This window comes from Pseudomonas libanensis, assembly GCF_001439685.1.
GTDB lineage: Bacteria > Pseudomonadota > Gammaproteobacteria > Pseudomonadales > Pseudomonadaceae > Aquipseudomonas > Aquipseudomonas libanensis.
Genome location: NZ_JYLH01000001.1, coordinates 162,050 through 187,247, shown reverse-complemented (window position 1 = coordinate 187,247; position 25,198 = coordinate 162,050). Strand labels below are relative to the sequence as shown.

Genomic DNA, 25,198 nt, shown 5'->3' with positions numbered 1-25,198 from the left:
GCCTGTACGATGATGCATTGCGCTACAATCAAAGCCTTGCTAACCAGGAGTACGCTGCAATGAGCGAACTGACGTTTGAGCAAAAACAGGATCACTATCACAAGATCCGCCGTTCCAATTACCTGGCCAGCCTGCGCCTGGAAGGGTTCGATACCCAACCAACCGATGTCGACAAGCCCTTGCCGACCCGCGAAGCCGTCCTGGCCAAGTACCGCAACACCTCCCGCTGATGCTCGACAAATACGGAGTGGGCCAGGACCCGTACTGCTACCCGGATAGCAGCGTCCTGCGCAACCGCCTCGATTTGCTCGACGAACACCGCCTGCATCAGGCCGAGCGGGAGTTATCCGAAATTGCAGTAGGCAACCTTCCGCTTTTTGCGCCGCCCTACGACCTCGAACGTCTGCAACACATTCACCGTATCCTGTTTGGCGACATCTACGACTGGGCTGGCGAGCTGCGCAGCGTCAACATCCAGAAAGGTGACACACTGTTCTGCACTCCGGAGCGTATCCCGCCGGAAGCTGCGAAAATCATTCGACGTATGCAGGAAGCCAATTGGTATGCCGGCGCGTCCCAGGCCGATCTCGTACACCACATCGCTGAAGCTTATGGCGATCTGAATGTCATCCATCCCTTCCGCGAAGGCAATGGACGGGCACAGCGGATCCTGTTTGAACAGATCATCGTGAATGCGGGGTTTTCGGTGAATTGGTGGCTGGTGAAACACGCGGCATGGATACCGGCAAATATTGATGCAGTGGCGTGTGACTATCGAGGACTGGAGGCGATTTTTGAGCGGTGTATCAGTAAGCCTCCCGGAGCCTGATCGAACCAAGAACGCAACGCATATAACTGCACCCAGCTGCCGGCCAACTCACACACAGCAATCCACTGCACAAGCAATTCATGCAGGCGCTGGAACAGGATTTCGGGGTCGACCTAAGCGACTACGACGCTTATCGTTACTTTCAGCCGCCGATGTTCGACGTATTCTTGAAGCGACGCGCCAAAGGCCGTGGCGACAAAATACCGCTGACCATCAGTATGCTCCACCTGGCGACCAAGACTCACAAGTGGGACGCGCAGACCTTGGAAAACCTGAGCTGATCCCAAGAGCGCTGAGATCCAAATGTGGGAGGGGGTCTGCCCTCTCCCACATTGGTTCTGCGCTATTCTGGCGAGCGGTATACATAACAAGGACCTTACATGGACGTACTAATGGGCCTGCTGGCCGCCCTGCTCTGGGGTGGCACGGACTTTCTGGTGGGCCTCAATGCCCGCGCCGTTGGCGTTAAACGCGCGGTGTATTTTGGCCAGGCCCTCGGCTTTCTGATTATGACTTTGCTGCTGGTCATATTCCCGACCTACCTTTTCAAATCCCTCGATGCGCCGTTAAGCGTCTGGCTCCTGGGCATCGCAGCCGCCCTGCTGACTGTTTCCGGCGCCCTCGCACTGTCCAAGGCGTTCGCCTTGGGCAAAGCCGCCATCGTCGCGCCATTGGTCACTTCTTATGGTGTAGTGACCACCCTGCTGTCCTGGGCCAGCGGTGAGCACATCAGCCTGATACAACTGGGCTGCATCGCCCTGTGCGTGATTGGCGTGGTCCTGTCCAGCATCCACAAGGACAACGGCACGCCCCACAACAACCCGCGGCTGTCCATTGCCTACGCCATACTCGCAGCAACGCTGTACGGCACCAGTTTCTGGCTGCAAGGCCGCTACACACTGCCGGCGCTGGGGCCGATCACCATGCTATGGCTGGGGTACCTGGTTGGCCTGTGCGTGCTGGTGGTGATGGTGCTGAAAATCAAGGATGGCCTGAAGATCCCACCGCTGAAAAATTGCGCGACGTTGACCGGTGCAAGCCTGATGAACCTCGGCGGGTTCTCGGCGTTTTCGTGGGGTGCGATGGCGGGGTCGGTATCGGTGGTGACGGTGATCAGTACGCTATCGGGCGGTATTGCGGCGATCCTGGGGTTTGTGTTTTTCAAGGAGCGCTTGTCGGCGGTACAGGTGCTCGGGGTTTTGCTGGTGCTGGTCGGCGCGGTGGTGCTGCACATCGCCCACTAACCCTGCGCGCACAAAAAAGCCGCCTACAGAGGCGGCTTTTTCACAACAGCTAAGTCTTATAATTTAGGACCCGCAGCCTTGATCGCATCGCTCACTTCAAACTTCTTGAAGTTCTCGATGAACAGGCCCGCCAGCGCTTTCGCCGCTTCGTCGTAGGCGGCTTTGTCAGCCCAGGTGTTACGTGGGTTCAGCAGGCCGGTTTCAACGCCCGGTACGGCCAATGGCACGTCGAGGTTGATGGTGTCCAGGTGTTCAGTTTGCGCACCGATCAACGCGCCGCTCTGGATCGCGGCGATCACGCCGCGAGTAGTCGGGATGTTGAAGCGTTTGCCGACGCCGTAGCCGCCGCCGGTCCAGCCGGTGTTGACCAGGTAGACCTTGGAGCCGAAACCACGGATACGCTTGATCAAAAGCTCTGCGTATTCGCCAGCCGGGCGTGGGAAGAACGGCGCACCGAAGCAGGTGGAGAAGGTCGACTTGATGCCGCTACCCGAACCCATTTCAGTCGAGCCCACCAACGCGGTGTAGCCGGACAGGAAGTGGTAGGCCGCTTGTTCTTCGCTGAGGATCGACACAGGCGGCAGTACGCCGGTCAGGTCGCAGGTCAGGAAGATCACCGCGTTTGGCTCGCCGCCCAGGTTCTTCTCGGAACGCTTGGCAACGTGCTCCAGCGGGTAGGCGGCACGGCTGTTCTGGGTCAGGCTGACGTCAGCGTAGTCGGCGTGCTTGGCATCGTCGATCACCACGTTTTCCAGCACGGCACCGTGCTTGATGGCTTTCCAGATAACCGGTTCGTTCTTCTCGGACAGGTCGATGCACTTGGCATAGCAACCGCCTTCGATGTTGAACACCACGCCTTCGCCCCAGCCGTGTTCGTCGTCGCCGATCAGGTAACGGCTTTCGTCGGCGGACAGGGTGGTCTTGCCGGTGCCGGACAGACCGAAGAACAGGGTCACGTCGCCTGCTTCGCCAATGTTGGCGGCGCAGTGCATCGGCAATACGTCGGAGGCCGGCAGCAGGAAGTTCTGCACCGAGAACATGGCCTTTTTCATTTCACCGGCGTAACGCATGCCGGCGATCAGCACTTTTTTCTGGGCGAAGTTGAGGATCACGCAACCGTCGGAGTTGGTGCCGTCACGCTCTGGCACGCACTCGAAGTTGGCCACGTTGAGCACTTGCCACTCTTCACGACCGGCCGGATTGTACTGGGCCGGGTTGATGAACAGGCAACGACCGAACAGGTTCTGCCAGGCAGTCTGGGTGGTCATTTTCACGGCCAGGTAGTGGTCTTCGGAAGCACCTACATGCACGTGGGAGACAAAATGCTCTTGCGCGTTGTTGAACGCCTCGACGCGAGCCCACAGGGCATCGAACTTGTCGGCCGGGAACTTGCGGTTGATCGGGCCCCAGGCAATGGCGTCCTGGGTGGAAGGCTCTTCAACGATAAAACGGTCAACCGGCGAACGCCCGGTACGATGACCGGTTTCTACGACCAGCGCGCCAGTATCGGCAAGCACGCCTTCACCGCGCTGCAGGGCTTCTTTGACCAGATCGTCAACACTCAGATCGGTGTATACGGCGTTATTGGCTTGCGTCATGAGGTTCCCCGTCGGCCTATGGCCGAGTGCTCCAAACGTTTTGTAGTAGAAAGTTGCGCACTACTACCGCGAAAAAAGTGGGCCGGATTATGCCAGAAAAGCCCAAAAAGAGTAGGGCCCTCCCGTCAGAACGCCTCTAATCCGGCATTCGACAGGTAATTTACCTGTGCTTAAACGTTTTAGTGGCGGGTGTCGGAAGGGGTGTCGATACCTGCTCCGGCGAATAATTGGGCTACATCCGCGGCATCGAACAGATAACGCTCGTTGCAGAACTGGCAGTCGATCTCGATATGGCCGCCGTGTTCCACCACCAGGTTTTGTGCATCTTCCAGCCCCAGGCTCACCAAGGCATTGGCCGAACGCTCGCGCGAGCAACTGCAATTGAAGCGCAGCCCCTGTGCATCGAACAGGCGCACCGCCTCTTCGTGATACAGGCGGTGCAGGATGGTTTCGTTGTCCAGGCCCAGCAGCTCTTCGGCCTTCAACGTGTCGGCCAGGGCGATGATATGCCGCCAGCTTTCAGCGCGATCATCGTCATCCTTGATGCGGTCGGCCGGCAGTTGTTGCACCAGCAAGCCACGGGAGCGCTTGCCGTCTGCGTTAAGCCAGAACTTGGTGCCCACTTGCTGGGACATCACGAAGTAGTTGGTGAAGCATTCCGACAGGGTTTTGCCATCAAGGTCGACGATGCCCTGGTAGCGCTGGCCTTCGGTCGGGTCGACGGTAAGGGCCAGTACGCCGTTGGGCATCAGGTCGGCCAGGGTGGCGTCCGCAGCGATCTGGTCCGCTTCATAACGAGCCAGGCCGCGGATTTCGCGCTCGCTGGAGCACTCGATCATCAGCATGGGGATCGGCCCTTCGGAGCGAGCCTGCAAGATCAGCAAGCCGTCGAACTTCATCGTGCCAACCAGCAGCGCCGCGGCTGCCATCAGTTCGCCGAGCAACTGCGCGACCGGCTCCGGATAGGCATGTTTAGCGAGGACTTCGGCATAGCTGCGCTCCAACGAGACCATCTCGCCGCGGGCGTCGCTCTCATCGAAGATAAAGCGTTGGGTGAAGTCGGTATCCGGTAGATCGGTCATAGGTCTGGGTATCTGAAGTGATGACAAAATGATTACAAGGTTTATAAAATTAAACGCTTTAGCACCATGTTGGTGCGACTTCTCCTGAAAACAAGGAGCTTAATAGAGCGATGAGGGACAGTTTATGAACAATCCGGGTTTGTTCCAAGCCAACTGGAACCTCCGGCGATGGGCTCTTTGCAATCTACTCGCTATCGGGCTGTTGTGTTTTTGGCTGTGGCCCACGGGCCAGATGCTCTGTGTAATTTTCGACGAGTGGCTGTTTCATCTGCTCAATGATCCGCTGGCGACCAGCTCGACCTGGTTGCATGTGTGGGCCGTGGCCAGCCTGCGGCCATTTGATGCGGTGGTCGGCGTGATTTTGCTGGCGTTGCTGATTCGCGGCGATTGGGTGTTCAAGGCCGTGCAGGTGCGCCAGGCGTTTTTTGGTTTTCTAGGCATTCTGCTGCTGTTGCTGTTTATCCGCATGCTGTTCTCCAAGCTCGCGGCCCAGATGGGCTGGCAACACAGTAGCCCGTCGATGGTGATCAGCGGCGCGATTCAAATGAGTGATTTTTTCCCTGGGCTGGAAAAAACCTGGGAGTTGAAGGACCGCTCAAGCCAGAGCTTCCCCGGCGATCACGCTTCGGTGCTGTTGATCTGGGGGATGTTCATGACGGTGTTTGCCAAGCGCGTCAGCCAGGTGCTGGTGATCTGGGGCCTGGCGCTGTTGTTCATGACGCCGCGACTGGTTGCCGGCGCACACTGGGGCCAGGATGACTACATCGGTGGGGTGCTGCTGGCGCTGTTGGCGCTGGGGTGGGGGTATTACACGCCGTTTGCCGCGAAGGTGTCGGGGTTCCTGTTGCGGGTAACTGCGCCGGTGTTCGGGTTGCTGGGCAAACTGCCGGTGATCGGGCGATTGAGTGTCATGCGCACAACCCTTTAACACCGAAGGCTAAATGTGGAAGGGGGCTTGCCCCCTCCCATATTTTTGATCCCTTCGAGTTGGGGATTGGTGTAATCAGTCGTCGTTACCGCTGCCGCGAAACTTGAATAGATCACGGCGCTGCTTCTTGCTTGGCTTGCCATCGGTGGTCATTCCAGTCGCTCCAGCCTTGCGCATGGCCGCTGCATTTTCGCGCTTGGCGATACTCGCTTCGGTCTCGGTGTACAGCGCCTGCGCTTCGGGTGCCCCACGGCGCACGGCAGAAAGCGCCTGCACCACGACAGTCTTTTCATCAAAACCTGTACGAATCTGAAACTCATCACCGATACGCGGCTCTTTGCCCGGTTTGCAGCGCTCGCCTCGATGGTGCACCTTGCCACTCTCGATAGCGGCCTTGGCCAGGGCCCGAGTCTTATAGAACCGCGCCGCCCACAACCACTTGTCCAGCCGGACCTTTTCTTCCTCTTCCTGCTTTTGAGCCACTTGAATTCCTCGCTCTGAAAAATGTCGCAACTTTACCGTTGAAACCCTTCGACGCATAAACCCCAAGGCTCACCTAAGATACGACAGGTAGTACCCTGATTTCGCGAGGATCCGCTGTGACCGACTTTCCCGTTTCACTCACCTCGCCTGACCAGCTTTGCGTGGGTTGCCAGCAAAGCGAGCCCCTGGGCTTCGATTTCGCTTTCGCCTACCAGCCTATCGTAGACCTTCGGGATCACTCTATTTTCGCCCACGAAGCCCTGGTACGGGGCACGCAAGGCGAAGGCGCGCTGTGGGTGCTGGAGCGGGTCAATGAAAGCAACCGATATCGCTTCGACCAGCACTGCCGTACACAGGCTATCGCCGGGGCTTCTGCCCTGGGGATGCAAACCCGCCTGTCCATCAATTTCATGCCCAATGCCGTATACCGGCCTGAGCTGTGTATTCGCAGCACCCTGGCGGCAGCGCGGGCGCATAACTTTCCTTTGGACCGGCTGATTTTCGAGACCCTGGAACACGAGCACGTAGATAACTATCGCCATTTGACCAATATTCTGCGTGAATATCGCGAATTCGGCTTCATGACCGCCATCGACGATTTCGGCGCGGGCTATTCGGGGCTGAATCTGCTGGCCGATTTCCAACCTGACTTGATCAAGCTCGACATGGCACTGATCCGCGATGTCGACCAGGACCGTGTCCGCCAGGTGATCGTCCAGGGGATTGTCACAATCTGTGAGCAGTTGGGGGTTACTGTCATCGCCGAAGGTATCGAAAGTGCCGGCGAGCGCGACTTCCTGTTCGACTGTGGAATATTTCTGATGCAGGGCTACTGGTTCGCCAGGCCCGCATTCAAAGCCTTGGCCGAGGTTTCTCCTCAGGCCTGGGCGAATTAACCGGTTACCCATATTGAAGACATTTGACCATTTGACCGTTGTGGGTCTGCGTGAGTGGGTGGCACTACCCGACCTGGGAGTGGCGGGCCTGCGCGCAAAGATCGACACCGGTGCCAGCACCTCAAGCCTGCACGCCACCGATATCGAGCCCTTCGAGCGCGACGGTGAACAGTGGGTGCGCTTTACCGCGCACCTTGGCAGCGTGGTGCAGCTGCGTCACCGCCGCTGCGAAGCGCCCCTGGTGACGATGAAAACCATCAAGAGCTCCAACGGTCATGCGCAGGTGCGCTATGTGATCAGTACCACCCTGGCGCTGGGCGATCGGGTGTGGCGGGTGGAGTTCACCCTCGCCTGCCGCAAGGCCATGCGCTATCGCCTGCTGCTCGGTTCCAAAGCCTTGATTGACGGCCAATTGGTGGTCAGCCCCGGCGTCAAGTACGTTCAAGACAAGCCGGTGTTCCCGGTCTCCACTATTTCTGCCCCAGGTGCTGCATGAAGATTGCTGTGCTGTCGCGAAACCCGCGTCTGTATTCCACCCGCCGCCTGGTCGAGGCCGGCACCGAACGTGGCCATGAAATGGTGGTGATCGATACGTTGCGTGCCTACATGAACATTGCCAGCCACAAACCGCAGATCCACTACCGGGGCAAACCCCTGGAAGGCTTCGATGCGGTGATCCCGCGTATCGGTGCCTCGGTGACATTTTATGGCTGCGCGGTATTGCGCCAGTTTGAAATGATGGGGGTGTTTCCCCTGAATGAATCCGTGGCCATTGCACGCTCGCGAGACAAGCTGCGTTCGCTGCAACTGCTGTCGCGCCGGGGCATCGGCCTGCCGGTGACCGGGTTTGCCCACTCCCCGGATGACATCCCCGACCTGATCGAAATGGTCAATGGCGCGCCACTGGTGATCAAGGTGCTCGAGGGCACCCAGGGCATCGGCGTAGTGCTCTGTGAAACTGCGACGGCAGCGGAGTCAGTCATCGAGGCATTCATGGGCCTCAAGCAGAACATCATGGTGCAGGAATACATCAAGGAAGCCGGCGGTGCGGATATCCGCTGCTTCGTGGTGGGCGACAAGGTGATTGCAGCCATGAAGCGCCAGGCCAAGCCCGGTGAGTTCCGCTCCAACCTGCACCGTGGCGGCAGCGCCAGCCTGATCAAGATCACCCCGGAAGAACGCATGACTGCGCTGCGGGCAGCCAAGGTGATGGGTTTGAGTGTAGCGGGGGTGGATATCCTGCGTTCCAACCATGGTCCCCTGGTCATGGAGGTGAACTCATCGCCGGGCCTGGAAGGGATCGAGACCACCACCGGCAAGGATGTAGCAGGGATCATCATTCAGCACTTGGAGAAGAATGGTGGGCCGAATATGACTCGGACCAAGGGCAAGGGCTAAAAGCCTATTTAGGCCCGACATAAAACCAATGTGGGAGGAGGCAAGCCCCCTCCCACATTTGATTTATGTCACCAGTCAGACCGCATCTCTAGGCAACATCAGCCCAAGCGGCAAGCGCACCCGCGCTTCCAGACCGCCTTCCTCACGGTTGCGCAGCTCCACATTCCCGCCATGCATCGACGCAATCCGCCGCACGATCGCCAGGCCCAGGCCGGTGCCCTTGCCACCCCGGGCACGGTCGCCACGGGTGAAGGGGTTGAAGATCCCCTCAAGCTCAGCCGGGTCGATCCCCGCGCCCCGGTCCATCACACTCAGCACTACGTAAGGGGCAGTACTGTCACCCGAGACATACGCCGCCACTTCCACATCGGAACCGGCATGATGCAAGGCATTGCCGATCAGGTTGTTCAGCAGGCGCTTCATCGACACCCGGCGCAATGCGAATGGCTGGATCGGCTCCAGACGCATACGCACCTGCTCGCCGTTCTGGTTATAGGGCGCAACCACCTCACGCACCAGGTCCGTCAGGTCGACTTCTTCCACCACCTCGTCACGCCCATCGCGAATAAACGCCAGGAACTGGTCGAGAATGGCGTCCATGTCCTCGATGTCACGGACCATGTCATCGGTCAGGTCGGTATGGTCGCCCATCAACTCCAGGGACAAGCGCAGTCGCGTCAACGGCGTACGCAAGTCATGGGACACCCCCGCCAGCATGAGCTCCCGCTCGCGCCCAGCCTGTTCGACATCTTCCGCCATCTGGTTGAAGGCGCCGTACACCTCGGTCATTTCACTGGGCGTGTCGCTGACCGGCAGGCGCACGCTGCGCCCCTGGCCCAATTGGCGGGCGGCAAACACCAGGCGCTTGAGAGGCTGGTTGAGCTGACGGACGAAAATCCACGCGGACGCTGTTGAAAGCAAGCCGATGGCCAGGAACCATCCCAGTACGTTCCAGATCTTCTGCCCACGCAGCGGGTGCGGGTACAGCGGAACCTTGATCCAGGCATCCCCCAGGCTCGGCGCTCGTACCCACAGTGCAGGCGAAACATGCATACGCAGGCGCACCTCGGTGTCGGCTCCCAGTTCGGCCTGCATCTGGCGCTGGTAGATCTCGCTGTAAGGCCAATGTTGCTCGCCTTCCGGCACGCCTGCCCCGTCAACCCGGGTCAAGGTCGACGCCTTGGCCACTTTTTCCCGGTTCTCAGGGTCTACAGCCCAATAACCACGCAACGTCAGGGCGACGCCATGGCTGTACTGCCGATCCACCAGCACGTCTTCGTTCATCAACAGATAAACCAGCGTGAGCGCCTTCGAAAATAGAACGACGATCAGCACCAGCCAAAGGGTGCGGGAAAAGAAACTTTGCGGGAACCACAGCGGGGTTTTCATAGATGAAAGCTGCACACCTTGCAGGAACGAACGGCGCTCGCAGAATTGCAGACGCCGGGCATCCCGTCGACCCTCATGGAGTCAAACGTCAGGATACCCGCCCCTGCAAATCATCGGTCACTTGGTAGCGGTGCCATCCGGCACGAACACATAACCCACACCCCACACCGTCTGGATGTACCGCGGCTTGGACGGGTCCGGCTCGATCATCCGGCGCAGTCGGGAGATCTGTACGTCGATGGAACGCTCCAGGGCGTCCCACTCCCGACCACGGGCCAGGTTCATCAACTTGTCACGGGTCAGCGGCTGGCGAGCGTTCATCACCAGGGCCTTGAGCACCGCGAATTCGCCGGTGGTGAGCATGTGCACTTCCTCGCCGCGCTTGAGCTCGCGGGTGGCCAGGGACAGCTCGTAGTCGCCAAAGGTGACACTTTCGTCTTCGCTGCCCGGTGCACCCGGCACAGGTGCTGCCTGGCGACGCAATACAGCCTTGACCCGCGCCATCAGCTCGTCAGGGTTGAACGGCTTGGCCAGGTAGTCGTCAGCGCCCAGTTCAAGGCCCTTGATACGGCTCAGCTCATCGCCCTTGGCGGTGAGCATGATGATCGGAATCAGGTTGTTCGCACCGCGCAGGCGCTTGCAGGCAGTGAGGCCGTCTTCGCCGGGCAACATCAGGTCAAGTACGACCAGGTTGAACACTTCACGCCCCAGCAGGCGATCCATCTGCTCGGTGTTCGGCACCGCGCGGGCACGGTAGCCCTTGGAGTTGAAGAACCGCTCCAGGAGGCTGCTCAGCCCCGGATCGTCATCAACGATGAGAATTTTTTCGCCTTCAGCAGTTTGTGCGGTGCTGCTCATTGGATGCTCCTCTTATCTCGGCGCGCATTATGGCGTAGCTGCCGTTATACGCACCGTGTGCATTGTTAGCAGATTTTTCATCTACTGCCAGCGAACCCACGCCCCTACCACCTGCGGCGCAGTAGCCCCCAAGGGCAGAACGCTGGTTATAATGCGGCGCCTCCGTGCAGGGCAACGTCAGATCGTTACCGTTTGCTGCCGGGCTTTTTTTACCCGCTTGTCGTGACTTTTTCGATTTCGAGGGTCAATAGGCAGCCTCTTGACCCAGGCAGCGGCGCCAGTCGGGCCGCTCAACCAGCCTTGCCAGGCCTTGTTTTTACGGGCTGGCGAGCTGATTTTAAGAATTTCAGGTGGTTTTATGGACAGCATCAACAGCCGCATCGCCGAGGAACTCGGTGTACGCCCACAACAGGTCGAGGCGGCCGTCGCTCTACTGGATGAAGGCTCCACGGTGCCTTTCATCGCCCGTTACCGAAAAGAAGTGACCGGCAGCCTCGACGATACCCAGCTGCGGCACCTGGAAGAGCGCCTGCGCTACCTGCGAGAACTCGACGAACGGCGTATCAGCATCCTCGCCAGCATCGAGGAACAGGGCAAGCTGACCCCTCAACTGGAACGCGACATCAAACTGGCGGACACCAAGACCCGCCTAGAAGACCTTTACCTGCCGTATAAACAGAAACGTCGTACGAAGGGTCAAATCGCCCTGGAAGCCGGCCTCGGTGAATTGGCCGATGGCCTGTTCAACGATCCGTCGCTGACGCCGGAAAGCGAAGCCGCTCGCTTCATCGACGCGGAAAAAGGCGTCGCCGACGTCAAGGCCGCCCTCGAAGGCGCCAAGTACATCCTCATGGAGCGCTTCGCCGAAAACGCCAGCCTCCTGGAAAAACTGCGTACCTACCTGAAGCAGGAAGCCATCCTCAGCGCCCGTGTAATCACCGGCAAAGAGGAAGAAGGCGCCAAGTTCCGCGACTACTTCGAGCACGACGAACCGCTCAAAAGCATGCCGTCCCACCGCGCCCTGGCGATTTTCCGCGGTCGCAACGAAGGTATTCTCAGCTCCTCGCTGAAAGTCGGCGACGAGCTACCGGGCGCCATGCACCCGTGCGAAGGCATGATCGCTCAACAATTCGGCATCCAGAATCAGAACCGTCCTGCGGACAAGTGGCTCGGTGAAGTCGTGCGCTGGACCTGGAAGGTCAAGCTCTACACTCACCTGGAAACCGACCTGCTCGGCGAACTGCGCGACGGCGCCGAAACCGAGGCGATCAACGTGTTCGCCCACAACCTGCACGACCTGCTGCTGGCTGCACCGGCCGGCCCGCGTGCCACCCTGGGCCTTGACCCGGGCCTGCGTACCGGTTGCAAGGTCGCCGTGGTCGACGCCACCGGCAAGCTGCTGGACCACGCCACCGTGTACCCCCACGTGCCACATAACAAATGGGACCAGACCCTGGCGATCCTTGCCGCCCTGTGCGCCAAGCACGCGGTGGACCTGATCGCCATCGGCAACGGCACCGCCAGCCGTGAAACCGACAAGCTGGCCGCCGAACTGATCAAGAAATACCCAGCCATGAAGATGACCAAGGTCATGGTCTCCGAGGCAGGCGCTTCGGTGTACTCGGCGTCGGAGCTGGCTTCCAAGGAGTTCCCGGACCTCGACGTGTCGATCCGTGGCGCCGTCTCCATCGCCCGTCGCCTGCAAGACCCGTTGGCCGAGCTAGTGAAGATCGACCCTAAATCCATCGGTGTCGGCCAGTACCAACACGACGTGTCGCAGCTGAAACTGGCACGCGGCCTGGATGCGGTCGTGGAAGACTGTGTAAACGCCGTCGGCGTGGACGTGAACACCGCTTCCGTGGCGCTGCTGGCGCGCATTTCCGGCCTCAACGCCACCCTGGCGCAGAACATCGTCAGCCACCGTGACGAGAACGGCGCGTTCAAAACCCGCGCCGCGCTGAAAAAAGTCGCACGCCTGGGTGAAAAAACCTTCGAGCAGGCTGCCGGCTTCCTGCGCGTGATGAACGGCGACAACCCGCTGGATGCCTCGGCAGTTCACCCGGAAGCCTACCCGCTGGTGCAGCGCATTGCCGCTGAGACCGATCGCGATATCCGTTCGCTGATCGGCGATGCCGCGTTCCTCAAGCGCCTGGATCCAAAGAAGTACACCGACGAAACCTTTGGCGTGCCGACCATCACCGACATCCTGCAAGAGCTGGAAAAACCTGGTCGCGACCCACGCCCGGAGTTCAAGACCGCCGAGTTCCAGGACGGTGTCGAAGACCTCAAGGACCTGCAACCGGGCATGATCCTCGAAGGCGTGGTGACCAACGTGACCAACTTCGGCGCGTTCGTGGATATCGGTGTGCATCAGGACGGCTTGGTGCATATCTCCGCGCTTTCGGAGAAATTCATCAAGGACCCACGCGAAGCAGTGAAAGCCGGTGACGTGGTCAAGGTCAAGGTCATGGAAGTCGACATCCCGCGCAAGCGCGTTGGCCTGTCGATGCGCATGAGCGATACCCCTGGCGAGAAGATCGACGGCGCCCGAGGCGCGCGCCCGGGCTCGGCACCGCGCCAGTCGCAGAACAACGCGCCACGCAAGGAAACCGCGACGGCCGCACCGAGCAACAATGCCATGGCATCGTTGTTTGCCAACGCCAAACAGCTGAAGAAACGCTGATGCAAATCCCGGCCGGTTTGACCCAGAGCGCGTTCAGCGAACTGATCGGCTGCCGCCTGCAGCGCCTGGACGAAGGCGTTGCCGAGGTGGCCCTGACCCTGGAGCCGCACCTGCGCAATCGCGCGGGGAAGCTCCATGGCGGGGCGATTTTCAGCCTGGTGGACATTACGATGGGCCTGGCCTGTTCCAGCGCCCACGGGTTCGACCAACAGAGCGCCACCATCGAGTGCAAGATCAACTATATCCGCGCCGTGGAGGACGGTGAGGTGCTTTGCACCAGCCGGGTGATCCACACCGGACGGCGCACCTTGGTGGTCGAAGCCGACGTGTACCAAGGCGAAAGACTTGTCGCAAAAGCGCAGGGCACGTTCGCTGTCCTATAGCTCCCCACCCTCGATTTGAGTTAATTTCGGCGCTGCGATAACAGCGTCGGAATTTTCTCGCTGCGCTGTAGCCCAATTCATGGAGTGAAGTAGGCATATTCAGAGCGGGTTAAATCGACTCAGAACCAGGCGATCACGCCAGTTTCAACTTCACCCTTGTAGACCGTCTTGCCCACCCCCATATTGGGGCGACTGACGCGTGAAGGAATCCAACTTGAGCGAACTTCTCAACCGCCGCCTGGCCCTGCTCGGCAAGCGCGAACACCTCTCCCTGCTAGAGCAGTGCTTGCACGGCATCGAGCGTGAATGCCTGCGCGTCACCAGCGAGGGTCGCCTGGCGCAAACGCCACACCCTGAAGCCCTGGGCGCTGCGTTGACCAACGAACAGATCACCACCGACTATTCGGAATCGCTGCTGGAGTTCATCACCCCAGCCCTGCCCGACCCGGCCGATACCCTGGGCAGCCTGGACAAGATCCATCGCTTTGCCTATAGCAAGCTGGGCAACGAGTACCTGTGGAGCCCCTCGATGCCGTGCCCGTTGCCGGCCGAGGAAGATATTCCGATTGCCTACTATGGCACCTCCAATATCGGCCAGCTCAAGTACGTGTACCGCAAGGGCCTGGCCCTGCGATACGGCAAGACCATGCAGTGCATCGCCGGCATCCACTACAACTTTTCCCTGCCCGAACAGTTGTGGCCATTGCTCAAGGAAGCCGAAGGATTTGTCGGCACCGACCGCGACTACCAGTCCACCGCCTATATCGCGCTGATCCGCAATTTCCGTCGCTACAGCTGGCTGCTGATGTACCTGTTCGGTGCCTCGCCGGCCCTGGACGCCGGCTTCCTGCGCGGGCGTTCGCACCAGCTGGAAGTGCTCGACGCCGAAACCTTGTACCTGCCCTACGCCACCAGCCTGCGCATGAGCGACCTGGGTTACCAGAGCAACGCCCAGGCCGGCCTGACGCCGTGCTACAACGATTTGGCCAGCTACACCGACAGCCTGCGCGAAGCGGTGGCAACGCCCTACGCGCCATACGTCGAAGTCGGCACGCACAAGGATGGTGAGTGGGTGCAGCTCAACACCAACATCCTGCAGATCGAAAACGAGTACTACTCCAACATCCGCCCCAAGCGCGTGACCTACACCGGCGAGCGGCCGATCCAGGCGCTGATGGCCCGTGGTATCCAGTACATCGAAGTACGCTGCCTGGATATCAACCCGTTCCTGCCGATGGGCATCGACCTGCCGGAGTCGCGTTTCCTCGACGCGTTCCTGCTGTATTGCGCGTTGAACGACAGCCCTCTGTTCGCCAATAACGAATGTGGCAATGCCACATCCAACTTCCTCAGCGTGGTCAAGGAAGGTCGCCGTCCTGGCCTGCAATTGCAACGTGAAGGCCAGGCGGTGGACATGAAGGCGTGGGCTGCCGAGTTGCTGGAGAAGATTGCCCCCCTGGCCGCCCTGCTCGATGAGAGCCATGGCATCACCGAACACAGCGAGGCGCTGGACGCCCAGTTGGCCAAGGTCAAGGATTCGTCCCTGACGCCATCGGCCCAGGTGCTGGCGGCGATGGCCGAGCGCAAGGAGAGTTTTGCGCAATTCTCCCTGCATCAAAGCGAAGTACATGCCGAATACTTCCGCAAAGAACCTTTGGCGGCTGAGGAACAAGCGCGCTTTGAAGAACTGGCCCGTGCGTCACTGGCGCAACAGGCGGAGCTGGAGCAGAACGAAGTGGGCGATTTCGATGTGTTTGTCGGGTCGTACCAGGCAAGCATCCTCGCCATCAGCAACTAACCTCAGGCTCGCTCCCCTGTGGGAGCTGGCTTGTGTGGGAGCTGGCTTGCCTGCGATATCGGTGGGTCAGCAACCCACCTGTTGACTGATACACCGCTATCGCAGGCAAGCCAGCTCCCACATTATTTTGCCAGTCTGAAAACGGGCTTCGCCATTTCCCCTCATAAGCTAATTCGAAAAGGTTATTTATTTTCGAGTTCTTAGATCATTTAGTCTCCTCACACGCCGACCCTCGGCCGCCTGAATGAGGAGCTTCCCCTTGAAACTGCCGACCCCTCTGCGCCTGTTGGCCGCGTTGTCCCTGGCCGGTGCCAGCCTGTTTGCCCAGGCGGCGGATGTGACCATTGCGTACCAGACCACCGTCGACCCGGCCAAAGTCGCCCAAGCCGACGGCGCCTATGAAAAAGCCACCCGTGCCAAGATCGACTGGCGCAAATTCGACAACGGTGCCGACATCATCGCCGCCATCGCTTCCGGTGACGTCCAGATCGGCTACCTGGGTTCCAGCCCGCTGACCGCCGCGATAACCCGTAAGGTGCCGGTGCAAACCTTCCTGGTCGCCACCCAGATCGGCGGCGCCGAAGCGCTGGTGGTGCGTAACGGTTCGGGGATCAATAGCCCACAGGACCTGATCGGCAAAAAGATTGCCGTGCCCTTCGTTTCCACCGGCCACTACAGCCTGCTGGCTGCGCTCAAACACTGGAACATCGACCCGGCTAAAGTCACCATCCTCAATCTCGCCCCGCCGGCCATCATCGCCGCCTGGAAGCGCGGTGATATCGACGCCACCTACGTGTGGGATCCCGCCTTGGGCGTAGCCAAGGAAAACGGCAAGGTGCTGATCACCTCCGGCGAGCTGGCCAAGTTCGGCGCGCCGACTTTCGATGCCTGGATTGTGCGCAAAGACTTCGCCGAGAAGCACCCGGAAATCGTCACCGCCTTCGCCAAGGTCACCCTGGATGCCTACGCCGCCTACCGCAAAGACCCACAAGCCTGGCTTGCCGACACAGGCAACGTCGACAAACTGGTGAAACTCTCCGGCGCCAAGGCCAGCGATATCCCGTTGCTGCTGCAAGGTAACGTCTACCCGCTGGCCGCTGACCAGGTCACCCTGCTGGGCGCACCGACCACCAAGGCCGTCACCGACACCGCTGCGTTCCTCAAGGAACAGGGCAAGGTCGATGCCGTGCTGCCCGACTACGCCCCTTATGTCAGCGCCAAGTTCATTACCAACTGACCCAGGAGTTCACAGCGATGGCCTTGCTACAACTGGAGCGCATCAGCGCACAGTACCCAGGCGCCCCGGAACCGGTACTGTCCGATATTTCACTGGAACTTGGGCCCCAGCAATTGCTGGTTGCCCTGGGCCCGTCCGGCAGTGGCAAGACGTCGTTGTTGAACCTGATTGCCGGTTTCGTCGAACCGTCTGCCGGGCGCATCACCCTTGACGGTGTGCCGGTCAAAGGCCCCAGCGCCGAACGCGGCGTGGTGTTCCAGGACGATGCCTTGCTGCCCTGGCAGGACGTGCTCGCCAATGTGGCTTTCGGCCTCGAACTGGCCGGCGTGCCCAAGGCGCAGCGCGAAATCCGCGCCCGTGAAATGCTCGCCCTGGTTGACCTGGCCGGTTTCGACAGCCGCCGCGTCTGGCAACTCTCCGGCGGCCAGAAGCAACGCGTCGGCCTGGCCCGTGCCTTGGCGGCAGACCCGCGGGTATTGCTGATGGACGAGCCCTTCGGCGCCCTGGATGCCTTCACCCGCGAACAGATGCAAGAGCTGCTGCTGCAAGTCTGGCGGCGCACCGCCAAGCCGGTATTCCTGATTACCCATGACATTGAAGAAGCGGTGTTCCTCGCCACGGACCTGATCCTGCTGGCACCCAACCCCGGCCAGATCGTCGAACGCCTGCAGCTGGATTTCGGCCAACGCTATGCCGCCGGGGAGTCGGCCCGGGCGATCAAGTCCGACCCGCGATTTATCGAAACCCGCGAACACGTGCTGGGTAAAGTGTTCTCGCAACGGCAGGTGCATGCATGAGCAGCTACGAACTTCCCGCCACGGCCAGCAATCCGGTGGCGCATGCCACTGTCCCGGTACGCCGCAGCCTGAGCACGCGTTGGATCAGCATCCTGACCCTGGTCGCCCTGCTCGCCCTCTGGTGGGCGGTGACCGCCACTGGCCTGATCGAACCTCTATTCCTGCCGCCACCGTCCGCCGTGCTGCAAAAAGGCTGGCTGCTGGCAACCACCGGCTACATGGATTCCACCTTGTGGCAGCACCTGGGCGCGAGCCTCAGCCGTATCGGCCTGGGCTTGGGCTTTGCGGTGCTGACCGCCGTACCGGTGGGGATTGCCATCGGTGCCAACCGTATCGCCCGCGGCATTCTCGATCCGCTGATCGAGTTCTACCGGCCGATTCCGCCCCTGGCCTACCTGCCGCTGATCGTGATCTGGTGCGGCATCGGCGAGCTGTCCAAGGTGCTGCTGATCTACCTGGCGATCTTCGCCCCGATTGCCATCGCCACCGCAACCGGCGTGCGTACCGTCGACCCGGCCAAACTGCGGGCCGCGCAGTCGTTGGGTGCCACCCGTGCACAGTTGATTCGCCATGTGATCCTGCCCAGCGCCCTGCCCGATATCCTCACCGGTGTGCGCATCGGCCTGGGTGTGGGTTGGTCGACCCTGGTCGCCGCCGAGCTGATCGCGGCCACCAGCGGCCTGGGCTTCATGGTGCAGTCGGCGGCGCAGTTTTTGGTCACCGATGTGGTGGTGCTGGGGATCCTGGTCATCGCCCTGATCGCCTTCGCCATGGAAATGGGCCTGCGCGCCCTGCAGCGTAAATTAGTGCCATGGCACGGCCAGGCACACTAAGTGATGAGAACTCAATTGAGCAGCCTGACCGTTACCCCATTAAGCACCGCCCTGGGCGCCCAGATCAGTGGCGTCGATATCACCCAGCCGCTGAGCGAGGCACATCGCGATGCCATTGAGCAGGCGCTGCTCAGCCACTCGGTACTGTTCTTCCGGGAGCAAGCAATCACCCCGCAGCAGCAAGCGCGGTTCGCGGCGCACTTCGGCGACCTGCACATCCACCCGATCTACCCCAACGTACCGGAACAGCCCGAAGTGCTGATCCTCGACACCGCCGTCACGGATGTGCGTGATAACGCGGTGTGGCATACCGACGTGACCTTCCTGCCTACGCCTGCCCTGGGCGCGGTGCTCAGCGCCAAAGTGTTGCCGGCGCACGGTGGCGATACGTTGTGGGCCAGCGGGATTGCGGCGTATGAGGCGTTGTCCGAGCCGTTAAAGGGCTTGCTCGATGGCCTCACCGCCACACACGATTTCACCAAGTCGTTCCCAATGGAGCGCTTTGGCAACACCGCCGAGGACCTCGTGCGCTGGGAGGCAACCCGCAAGAAAAACCCGCCGCTATCGCACCCAGTCGTGCGCACGCATCCGGTAAGTGGGCGTAAATCGCTGTTCGTCAGCGACGGCTTCACCACCCGAATCAATGAGCTGGAACCAGCCGAAAGCGAGGCAATTCTCAAGCTACTGTTCGCCCACGCCACCCGCCCGGAATTCACCATTCGCTGGCGCTGGCAGGAGAATGACGTGGCGTTCTGGGATAACCGCGTTACCCAGCATTACGCCGTGGACGACTACCGGCCGCAGCGGCGGGTGATGCACCGGGCGACGATTCTTGGGGATGTGCCGTTCTAGAATCCAGCGCAGATCAACTGTGGGAGCTGGCTTGCCTGCGATAGCGGTGGTTCAGCCACTGCACTATTGGCTGAAAAACCGCTATCGCGGGCAAGCCCGGCTCCCACATTTACCGAGTGCGGCAGCTTATTCGGCGGTGGACGGTTTTTCCCACAGGTTAATCCCACCCTCCTGCGCAAACCGATCAATCTCCGCCAGTTCCTCAGCACTGAAGCTCAGGTTCTGCAACGCCCCGACGTTCTCGATAATCTGCTCCGGCCGGCTTGCGCCGATCAGCGCACTGGTCACCCGTGGGTCACGTAATGTCCACGCCAACGCCAACTGAGCCAGGCTCTGGCCACGGCGCTTGGCGATTTCATTCAGTGCGCGCACGTGGGCGATGTTGGCTTCGGACAGGTGCCGGGCCTGCAACGAGCCGCCACCCGGACGGTTGACCCGCGCATCGGCCGGTACGCCATTAAGGTATTTATCAGTGAGCAAACCCTGGGCCAGCGGCGTGAAGGCGATCACCCCGGCACCGAGCTCTTCGGTGGTGTCCAAGAGGTCTTTTTCCACCCAGCGGTTGAGCAGGTTGTAGGCCGGTTGATGAATCAACAGCGGCACCTTCCACTCATTGAGCAAGGCTGCGATTTCGCGGGTCTTCACCCCGGAGTAGGAGGAGATGCCGATATACAACGCCTTGCCTTGCTGAACGGCGGTGGCGAGGGCGCTGGCGGTTTCTTCCAGGGGCGTGTCGGGGTCGAAACGGTGGGAGTAGAAGATATCCACATAATCGACGCCCAGGCGTTGCAGGCTCTGGTCCAGGCTCGCCAATACGTATTTGCGCGAACCACCGCCCTGGCCGTACGGGCCGGGCCACATGTCCCAGCCGGCCTTGCTGGAGATGATCAATTCGTCGCGATAGTGCTTGAAGTCTTCGCGCAGCAAGCGGCCAAAATTGATCTCGGCGCTGCCATAGGGCGGGCCGTAGTTGTTGGCCAGGTCGAAATGGTTGATGCCCAGGTCGAACGCCGTGCGCAGCAGAGCGCGCTGGGTGTCGATCGGGGTGCTGTCGCCAAAGTTGTGCCACAGCCCCAGGGACAATGCTGGCAGCACCAATCCACTGCGACCTACGCGGCGATAAGGAATAGATTCATAGCGGTTTTCGGCAGCAATGTACGTCATCGAATCCTCTCTTGAGCTGGGGCAAATAAGGCCTGGGAATATCAGTATTCCCAGGCCTTTTAAGCAGCTGAATCGCTTAAGTCTGCCTCTTCCTTTTACAGCAAAGGCCTACTTGAGAGGAACGGTTTACCGCATATTACTCAGCGCACCAGATGCAGGAACTGCAGGTGCCGCTCGTACTGGTCGAGGATGTCGTTGATGATCTGTTCCTTGGTGTAGCCCACCAGGTCGTAGTCCTGGCTGCCCTCGCTCAAGTGCACTTCCGCCCGGTAATAGCGGCGGTTGTTGATCTCTTTGGAGCCCATGCCACCGCGGGCGAACGACGGCGTGAAGTAGCCGCGCATCTGCACCTGGTAGATAAACGGATGCTCCTCGCCATGCCCGATTTCCAGGCTGACGCTGTCGTTGGAAGGGTCAGGCTGAGTGACCACATTCAGGCCCTTCTCGACAAACACCGCCGTCACTTCCTCGATGGCCGGGCGCACCGTCGATTCGAGGAAGCGATACACCTCATCGCGCGACGGGAAGTGCACGGCCTGGCTCAGGCGCTGGCGCCAGCCGCCACGGCCTTTGCGCGAAGCCGAAATCGGCGCCAGCGAATGCAACTGGGCGATCTGCTTTTGCGACTCCAGATAGAACGCCTTGTGCAGCCCCCACATCATCAGCAGCAGGATCAGCGAGAACGGCAGCGAGGTTAGTACCACCGCTGATTTGAGCGAATCGATGCTGCCGGCAAACAGCAAGGCACTGGTGACCAGCGCGGTCATCGCGCCCCAGAACACCCGCAGCCACTTCGGCCCGTCTTCATCGGCGTTGCCGCCTTTGGACGACAGGGTGGAGAGCACCACGGTGCCGGAGTCCGCCGAGGTCACGAAGAACACAAAACTGATAAACACCGTGACTGCGATGACGGTCTTGCTCCACGGGTAGGTTTCCAGCAGCAGGTAGAGGCTCATCGACGGATCATCGATGGCCGACTGGCCCAGTGCGACCATGCCATGGTTGAGCACCTGGTCGATGGCGCTGTTACCGAAGATCGACATCCACGCCAGGGTGAAGCCCAGTGGGATCAACAACACGCCGAACACGAATTCACGGATGGTGCGGCCACGGGAAATACGGGCGATGAACAGGCCCACGAACGGTGACCATGCGATCCACCAGGCCCAGTAGAACACCGTCCAGCCGCCCAGCCAGTCGCTTGGCTTGTCGTAGGCATACACATCGAAACTCTTGGTGGGCAATGCGCCCAGGTAGTCACCGATGTTCTGGATCAGGGTATTGAGCAAGTGCTGGGTCGGCCCGGCAAACAACACGAACAGCAGCAGCGCACAGGCCAGCAGCATGTTGATGTCGGACATCACCCGCACACCTTTGTCGACACCGGCCACGGCAACAATGATCGCCGCGCCCATCATCAGGGTGATCAGGCCCACCTGGATCCACTGGGTATGGGCAATGCCAAACAGGTAGTCCAGGCCGGAGTTGAGGTGCAACACGCCAAAGCCCATGTCGGCACCCAGGCCGAACACCGTGGCGATGATGCCGAAACCATCCACTGCGTAACCAATCGGGCCATTGATGCGCTTGCCGATCAGCGGGTACAGCGCCGAACGCAATGCCAAAGGCAGGTTATGCCGGTAGGCGAAATACGCCAAGGCCATGCCGACAAACGCGAACACGCCCCAGCCGTGCAGGCCCCAGTGCAGGAACAGCACCTGCATGGCCTGGCGGGCCGCATCGGCGTTCATCGCTTCGCCTTGGGGCGGTTGCACCAAGTGGGTCAACGGCTCCGAGACGCAGAAGAAGAAGAGCGTGATGCTGATCCCGGCGGCGAACAGCATGCCGGCCCAGGACAGGTAACTGAATTCGGGCTCGTCGTGGTCGGCACCGAGTTTTATCTTGCCGTAGCCCGATAGCGCGGTGACCACCACGAAGACCAGATACAGGGTCATCGCCAGCATGTAGTACCAGCCGACCGTATTGGCCGCCCAGTTTTGCGCCGCCAGCAGCCAGGCACCGGCCTGTTGCGGGATAGCGATGACGGTAATGCCAAACAGCAGGATAAAAGTCGCGGCAAAGTAGAAAACGGGCGCATTCATGCGCACCAGGCCGCTGGATGGGGTGGACGATGCACTCATGAACGATGCACCCCTAGGGTGTGGGATGTGGCTGTAAATAACGGACTCAGCAAAGGTAAGCCTCCTGTTGTGAGCGGGCAGCGAACCACCGGGTTTAACTTGAACGAACGTTCAAGTTAAACATGAATAGGCGGTGTGGGACTAATTGCAGGGCCGAATGGTAGGTGATTTCTACACTAGCTCAAGGATTGGTATGACGGATGAAGAAGGCAAATCGTTCAGCGACCCCACGTTGAAATACATTCGAAATGTGGGAGCTGGCTTGCCTGCGATAGCGGTGGGTCAGCCCCCCATCTGTTGACTGATACACCGCTATCGCAGGCAAGCCAGCTCCCACACTGATGGGTGTCTACTCAGGTATTACTTCTGCGCCCCATCATCATGCTGCAAGTTCGCCTGGGTGATATTCGCCCCGGCCGGCACGCTGCGGGTCAGCCACACATTACCGCCAATGGTCGAACCCTTGCCGATGGTAATCCGCCCCAGGATCGTCGCCCCGGCATAAATCACCACGTCATCCTCAACGATCGGGTGACGCGGGTGGCCTTTCTGCAACTGCCCATCCTCGTCCGCCGGGAAGCGCTTGGCGCCCAGTGTCACAGCCTGGTAGATGCGCACCCGCTCGCCGATGATCGCCGTCTCGCCAATCACCACGCCCGTGCCGTGGTCGATAAAGAAGCTCGGGCCGATCTGCGCACCGGGGTGGATATCGATTCCGGTGGCCGAGTGGGCGATTTCCGCGCTGATTCGCGCCAGCAGCGGCAAACCGGCCCGGTATAGATGATGAGCCAGGCGATGGTGGATAACCGCCAGGATGCCCGGGTAGCACAGCAGCACTTCATCCACACTGCGGGCGGCCGGGTCGCCGTGGTAGGCGGCGAGTACGTCGGTGTCCAACAGGCTGCGCAGGGATGGCAGCGCCAGAGCGAAATCCTGGATCAGGCGAATGGCCAGGGCATCGACTTCACCAGCATCCTCACCGCCCTGGCGTGCGGCGTAGCGCAACTCCAGGCGCGCCTGGGCGAGCAAGGCATTGAGCGCCACGTCGAGGGTGTGCCCTACATAGAAATCTTCGCTTTCCTCGCGCAGGTCCACCGGGCCCAGGCGCATGGGGAACAGTGCGCCGCACAAGGCTTCAAGGATCTGCGCCACTGCCTCGCGGGACGGCAACTCGCGGCCACCATGCTCGCCACTCAAGCGCCCGTTGCGCGTGCGCCACTGGTCGCGGGCGCCGCGCAGCTGGCTGACGATGGTCTGCAATTGCCAATGACTGGAACGCTCACTCACGGTATTCACTCCTGACGAAATGGCCATCACTTTACGGTATGGATCTGGCGGCTCTTAAGAACCAATGGTATGAGACTAAGAACTATTGTTCATAAGCAACTGGCAGTTGCCCGATGAAAAGTGCCTGCCTATAGTCCTCCACATCACTCAGTCACCGTGCGTAGCCATGATCAAACAACAGCTTGACCGTTTTAACCGTCTGGAACTGCTCGGCGGTGCTACCGCTTTGGAAAAGCTCGAGCGGCTGTCGGCCTGGCTGGGCAGGGACATCTACGTCAAACGCGATGACACCACGCCGCTGGCCATGGGCGGCAACAAGCTGCGCAAACTCGAGTATCTGGCGGCCGACGCCATCGCCCAGGGCGCAGATACCCTGGTCACCGCCGGCGCCATCCAATCCAATCACGTACGCCAGACCGCCGCGCTGGCCGCCAAGCTCGGCCTGGGTTGCGTAGCCCTGCTGGAAAACCCCATCGGCACCGAAAACCTCAACTACCTGGGCAACGGTAACCGCCTGCTCCTGGACCTGTTCGACGCCAAAGTGGAATTGGTGGAAAACCTCGACAACGCCGACGACCAACTCAACGCCCTCGCCGACCGCCTGCGCAGCAATGGCAAGAAACCGTACCTGGTGCCGATCGGCGGCTCCAATGCCCTCGGCGCCTTGGGCTATGTGCGTGCCGGGCTGGAGTTGGCCGCGCAGATTGAAGACAGCGGCATTGAATTCGCCGCCGTGGTGCTCGCCTCCGGCAGTGCCGGTACCCACAGCGGCCTGGCTCTGGCCTTGAGCGAAGCACTGCCGCAATTGCCGGTGATCGGCATCACGGTGTCGCGTACCGAGCAAGCGCAATTGCCCAAGGTGCAGGGCCTGGCCGAACGCACTGCCGAGTTGCTCGGCATGGACATTCCCCACGCCTTCAAGGTGACCTTGTGGGATGAGTATTTCGGCCCTCGGTATGGCGAGCCGAATGCTGGCACCCTATCTGCGATCAAACTTTTGGCCAGCCAGGAAGGTCTGTTGCTGGACCCGGTGTATACCGGCAAGGCCATGGCCGGTTTGCTCGACGGCATCGGGCGCCAGCGCTTTGAAGAGGGGCCGATCATTTTCCTGCATACCGGCGGGGCGCCAGCGTTGTTTGCCTATGACTCAGTATTCAACTGACTGAATACGGTCGATGTGGGAGCTGGCTTGCCTGCGATTGCGTTAGATCAGCCAGAAACTTGGCACTGACACACTGCAATCGCAGGCAAGCCAGCTCCCACACAAGCCGTACATATTTCCAAAAAGAATATGAAATTGTATTTTTATTATTTTCAA

Annotated in this window: 23 protein-coding genes and 1 pseudogene; 16 read left to right on the top strand and 8 right to left on the bottom strand. The window is 60.3% G+C overall.

Going from position 1 to position 25,198, the window contains the following annotated elements; all coding sequences use genetic code 11:
* Window positions 1-59: 59 nt before the first annotated feature.
* The 4 genes and pseudogenes from TU73_RS27910 (at window position 60) to TU73_RS00760 (ending at window position 2,073) form a co-directional block, all read left to right on the top strand.
* Window positions 60-230: a YhfG family protein gene (locus tag TU73_RS27910; RefSeq protein ID WP_003187692.1), complete on the top strand. Its 171-nt coding sequence runs from the start codon at window positions 60-62 to the stop codon at window positions 228-230.
* Window positions 230-829 (top strand): Fic/DOC family protein, encoded by a 600-nt coding sequence (locus TU73_RS00770; RefSeq protein ID WP_057010552.1) that lies wholly within the window; start codon window positions 230-232, stop codon window positions 827-829. The genes TU73_RS27910 and TU73_RS00770 overlap by 1 nt, the downstream gene beginning before the upstream one ends.
* 71 nt (window positions 830-900) lie before the next feature.
* Window positions 901-1,110 (top strand): annotated as a pseudogene (locus tag TU73_RS00765) (DUF1493 family protein); the annotation flags it as partial.
* Between the two features lie 99 nt (window positions 1,111-1,209).
* Window positions 1,210-2,073, top strand: coding sequence for a DMT family transporter (locus TU73_RS00760; protein WP_231984753.1), 864 nt, complete (start codon window positions 1,210-1,212; stop codon window positions 2,071-2,073).
* A 56-nt stretch (window positions 2,074-2,129) separates the two neighbouring features.
* On the opposite strand, the gene TU73_RS00755 is transcribed toward TU73_RS00760, so the two are convergent.
* Together TU73_RS00755 and hslO are read right to left on the bottom strand one after the other, a co-directional pair.
* A complete protein-coding gene (locus TU73_RS00755) occupies window positions 2,130-3,671 on the bottom strand; it encodes a phosphoenolpyruvate carboxykinase (RefSeq protein ID WP_043047381.1) in 1,542 nt (513 codons plus the stop codon).
* A gap of 179 nt (window positions 3,672-3,850) precedes the next feature.
* Window positions 3,851-4,753 carry an Hsp33 family molecular chaperone HslO gene (hslO, locus tag TU73_RS00750; protein WP_046070424.1) on the bottom strand — a complete coding sequence of 301 codons (903 nt, stop codon included), beginning with the start codon at window positions 4,751-4,753 and terminating at the stop codon, window positions 3,851-3,853.
* 124 nt (window positions 4,754-4,877) lie between these two features.
* Between hslO and TU73_RS00745 the strand changes: the two genes are divergently transcribed.
* Window positions 4,878-5,681 (top strand): phosphatase PAP2 family protein, encoded by an 804-nt coding sequence (locus TU73_RS00745; RefSeq protein WP_057010550.1) that lies wholly within the window; start codon window positions 4,878-4,880, stop codon window positions 5,679-5,681.
* A 75-nt stretch (window positions 5,682-5,756) separates the two neighbouring features.
* On the opposite strand, the gene TU73_RS00740 is transcribed toward TU73_RS00745, so the two are convergent.
* Complete coding sequence (locus TU73_RS00740; protein ID WP_056847212.1) at window positions 5,757-6,164, bottom strand: RNA-binding S4 domain-containing protein; 408 nt, start codon at window positions 6,162-6,164, stop codon at window positions 5,757-5,759.
* Window positions 6,165-6,280: 116 nt separating this feature from the next.
* On the opposite strand from TU73_RS00740, the gene rimA reads away from it, so the two are divergent.
* Genes rimA through rimK form a run of 3 tightly spaced genes read left to right on the top strand, consistent with a single transcriptional unit; the run spans window position 6,281 to window position 8,458 of the window.
* Window positions 6,281-7,060, top strand: coding sequence for a S6 modification regulatory phosphodiesterase RimA (gene rimA, locus TU73_RS00735; protein WP_057010549.1), 780 nt, complete (start codon window positions 6,281-6,283; stop codon window positions 7,058-7,060).
* Between the two features lie 13 nt (window positions 7,061-7,073).
* Window positions 7,074-7,556: a retropepsin-like aspartic endopeptidase RimB gene (gene rimB, locus TU73_RS00730; protein ID WP_043047386.1), complete on the top strand. Its 483-nt coding sequence runs from the start codon at window positions 7,074-7,076 to the stop codon at window positions 7,554-7,556.
* Window positions 7,553-8,458 carry a 30S ribosomal protein S6--L-glutamate ligase gene (gene rimK / locus TU73_RS00725; protein ID WP_003187674.1) on the top strand — a complete coding sequence of 302 codons (906 nt, stop codon included), beginning with the start codon at window positions 7,553-7,555 and terminating at the stop codon, window positions 8,456-8,458. The genes rimB and rimK overlap by 4 nt, the downstream gene beginning before the upstream one ends.
* 75 nt (window positions 8,459-8,533) lie before the next feature.
* On the opposite strand, the gene TU73_RS00720 is transcribed toward rimK, so the two are convergent.
* Both TU73_RS00720 and ompR read right to left on the bottom strand, forming a co-directional pair.
* Entirely contained in the window at window positions 8,534-9,847 is a 1,314-nt protein-coding gene (locus TU73_RS00720; protein ID WP_043047387.1) for an ATP-binding protein, read from the bottom strand.
* A 117-nt stretch (window positions 9,848-9,964) separates the two neighbouring features.
* On the bottom strand, window positions 9,965-10,705 hold the full coding sequence (gene ompR, locus TU73_RS00715) for an osmolarity response regulator transcription factor OmpR (protein ID WP_043047388.1): 741 nt from the start codon (window positions 10,703-10,705) through the stop codon (window positions 9,965-9,967).
* 358 nt (window positions 10,706-11,063) lie between these two features.
* On the opposite strand from ompR, the gene TU73_RS00710 reads away from it, so the two are divergent.
* From TU73_RS00710 to tauD, 7 genes are all read left to right on the top strand, one after another.
* Window positions 11,064-13,388, top strand: coding sequence for a Tex family protein (locus TU73_RS00710; RefSeq protein WP_057010548.1), 2,325 nt, complete (start codon window positions 11,064-11,066; stop codon window positions 13,386-13,388).
* The gene (locus tag TU73_RS00705) at window positions 13,388-13,771 is read left to right on the top strand and encodes a PaaI family thioesterase (RefSeq protein ID WP_056847214.1); all 384 of its coding nucleotides are present in this window, start codon (window positions 13,388-13,390) and stop codon (window positions 13,769-13,771) included. Before TU73_RS00710 ends, TU73_RS00705 begins: the two co-directional genes overlap by 1 nt.
* Before the next feature lie 214 nt (window positions 13,772-13,985).
* Window positions 13,986-15,569: a glutamate--cysteine ligase gene (gene gshA, locus TU73_RS00700; RefSeq protein WP_057010547.1), complete on the top strand. Its 1,584-nt coding sequence runs from the start codon at window positions 13,986-13,988 to the stop codon at window positions 15,567-15,569.
* A 259-nt stretch (window positions 15,570-15,828) separates the two neighbouring features.
* Window positions 15,829-16,806 carry a taurine ABC transporter substrate-binding protein gene (tauA, locus tag TU73_RS00695; RefSeq protein WP_057010546.1) on the top strand — a complete coding sequence of 326 codons (978 nt, stop codon included), beginning with the start codon at window positions 15,829-15,831 and terminating at the stop codon, window positions 16,804-16,806.
* 17 nt (window positions 16,807-16,823) lie between these two features.
* Entirely contained in the window at window positions 16,824-17,603 is a 780-nt protein-coding gene (tauB, locus tag TU73_RS00690; protein ID WP_057010545.1) for a taurine ABC transporter ATP-binding subunit, read from the top strand.
* On the top strand, window positions 17,600-18,436 hold the full coding sequence (gene tauC / locus TU73_RS00685) for a taurine ABC transporter permease TauC (RefSeq protein WP_057010544.1): 837 nt from the start codon (window positions 17,600-17,602) through the stop codon (window positions 18,434-18,436). The genes tauB and tauC overlap by 4 nt, the downstream gene beginning before the upstream one ends.
* A gap of 3 nt (window positions 18,437-18,439) precedes the next feature.
* On the top strand, window positions 18,440-19,288 hold the full coding sequence (tauD, locus tag TU73_RS00680; RefSeq protein WP_057010543.1) for a taurine dioxygenase: 849 nt from the start codon (window positions 18,440-18,442) through the stop codon (window positions 19,286-19,288).
* 126 nt (window positions 19,289-19,414) lie between these two features.
* Here the strand turns inward: tauD and mgrA are convergent, their stop codons facing one another.
* The 3 genes from mgrA to epsC all read right to left on the bottom strand — a co-directional run bounded on the left by mgrA (window position 19,415) and on the right by epsC (window position 23,880).
* Window positions 19,415-20,452, bottom strand: a complete 1,038-nt coding sequence (mgrA, locus tag TU73_RS00675; protein ID WP_057010542.1) for an L-glyceraldehyde 3-phosphate reductase — start codon at window positions 20,450-20,452, stop codon at window positions 19,415-19,417.
* 140 nt (window positions 20,453-20,592) lie between these two features.
* Window positions 20,593-22,554, bottom strand: coding sequence for a choline transporter BetT (gene betT / locus TU73_RS00670; RefSeq protein ID WP_164486656.1), 1,962 nt, complete (start codon window positions 22,552-22,554; stop codon window positions 20,593-20,595).
* A gap of 399 nt (window positions 22,555-22,953) precedes the next feature.
* Complete coding sequence (gene epsC, locus TU73_RS00665; protein ID WP_057010541.1) at window positions 22,954-23,880, bottom strand: serine O-acetyltransferase EpsC; 927 nt, start codon at window positions 23,878-23,880, stop codon at window positions 22,954-22,956.
* 166 nt (window positions 23,881-24,046) lie between these two features.
* On the opposite strand from epsC, the gene TU73_RS00660 reads away from it, so the two are divergent.
* Window positions 24,047-25,042 carry a D-cysteine desulfhydrase gene (locus TU73_RS00660; protein WP_057010540.1) on the top strand — a complete coding sequence of 332 codons (996 nt, stop codon included), beginning with the start codon at window positions 24,047-24,049 and terminating at the stop codon, window positions 25,040-25,042.
* Window positions 25,043-25,198 lie beyond the last annotated feature (156 nt).

Excerpts from the sequence above, each read along its gene's own strand:
- rimK (WP_003187674.1), top strand. The coding sequence starts at position 7,553 with ATGAAGATTGCTGTGCTGTCGCGAAACCCGCGTCTGTATTCCACCCGC.
- tauB (WP_057010545.1), top strand. The coding sequence starts at position 16,824 with ATGGCCTTGCTACAACTGGAGCGCATCAGCGCACAGTACCCAGGCGCC.
- ompR (WP_043047388.1), bottom strand. The coding sequence starts at position 10,705 with ATGAGCAGCACCGCACAAACTGCTGAAGGCGAAAAAATTCTCATCGTT.
- TU73_RS27910 (WP_003187692.1), top strand. The coding sequence starts at position 60 with ATGAGCGAACTGACGTTTGAGCAAAAACAGGATCACTATCACAAGATC.
- TU73_RS00705 (WP_056847214.1), top strand. The coding sequence starts at position 13,388 with ATGCAAATCCCGGCCGGTTTGACCCAGAGCGCGTTCAGCGAACTGATC.
- TU73_RS00760 (WP_231984753.1), top strand. The coding sequence starts at position 1,210 with ATGGACGTACTAATGGGCCTGCTGGCCGCCCTGCTCTGGGGTGGCACG.
- TU73_RS00770 (WP_057010552.1), top strand. The coding sequence starts at position 230 with ATGCTCGACAAATACGGAGTGGGCCAGGACCCGTACTGCTACCCGGAT.
- TU73_RS00745 (WP_057010550.1), top strand. The coding sequence starts at position 4,878 with ATGAACAATCCGGGTTTGTTCCAAGCCAACTGGAACCTCCGGCGATGG.
- betT (WP_164486656.1), bottom strand. The coding sequence starts at position 22,554 with ATGAATGCGCCCGTTTTCTACTTTGCCGCGACTTTTATCCTGCTGTTT.
- TU73_RS00720 (WP_043047387.1), bottom strand. The coding sequence starts at position 9,847 with ATGAAAACCCCGCTGTGGTTCCCGCAAAGTTTCTTTTCCCGCACCCTT.
- hslO (WP_046070424.1), bottom strand. The coding sequence starts at position 4,753 with ATGACCGATCTACCGGATACCGACTTCACCCAACGCTTTATCTTCGAT.
- mgrA (WP_057010542.1), bottom strand. The coding sequence starts at position 20,452 with ATGACGTACATTGCTGCCGAAAACCGCTATGAATCTATTCCTTATCGC.
- TU73_RS00710 (WP_057010548.1), top strand. The coding sequence starts at position 11,064 with ATGGACAGCATCAACAGCCGCATCGCCGAGGAACTCGGTGTACGCCCA.
- TU73_RS00755 (WP_043047381.1), bottom strand. The coding sequence starts at position 3,671 with ATGACGCAAGCCAATAACGCCGTATACACCGATCTGAGTGTTGACGAT.
- tauD (WP_057010543.1), top strand. The coding sequence starts at position 18,440 with ATGAGAACTCAATTGAGCAGCCTGACCGTTACCCCATTAAGCACCGCC.
- tauC (WP_057010544.1), top strand. The coding sequence starts at position 17,600 with ATGAGCAGCTACGAACTTCCCGCCACGGCCAGCAATCCGGTGGCGCAT.
- TU73_RS00660 (WP_057010540.1), top strand. The coding sequence starts at position 24,047 with ATGATCAAACAACAGCTTGACCGTTTTAACCGTCTGGAACTGCTCGGC.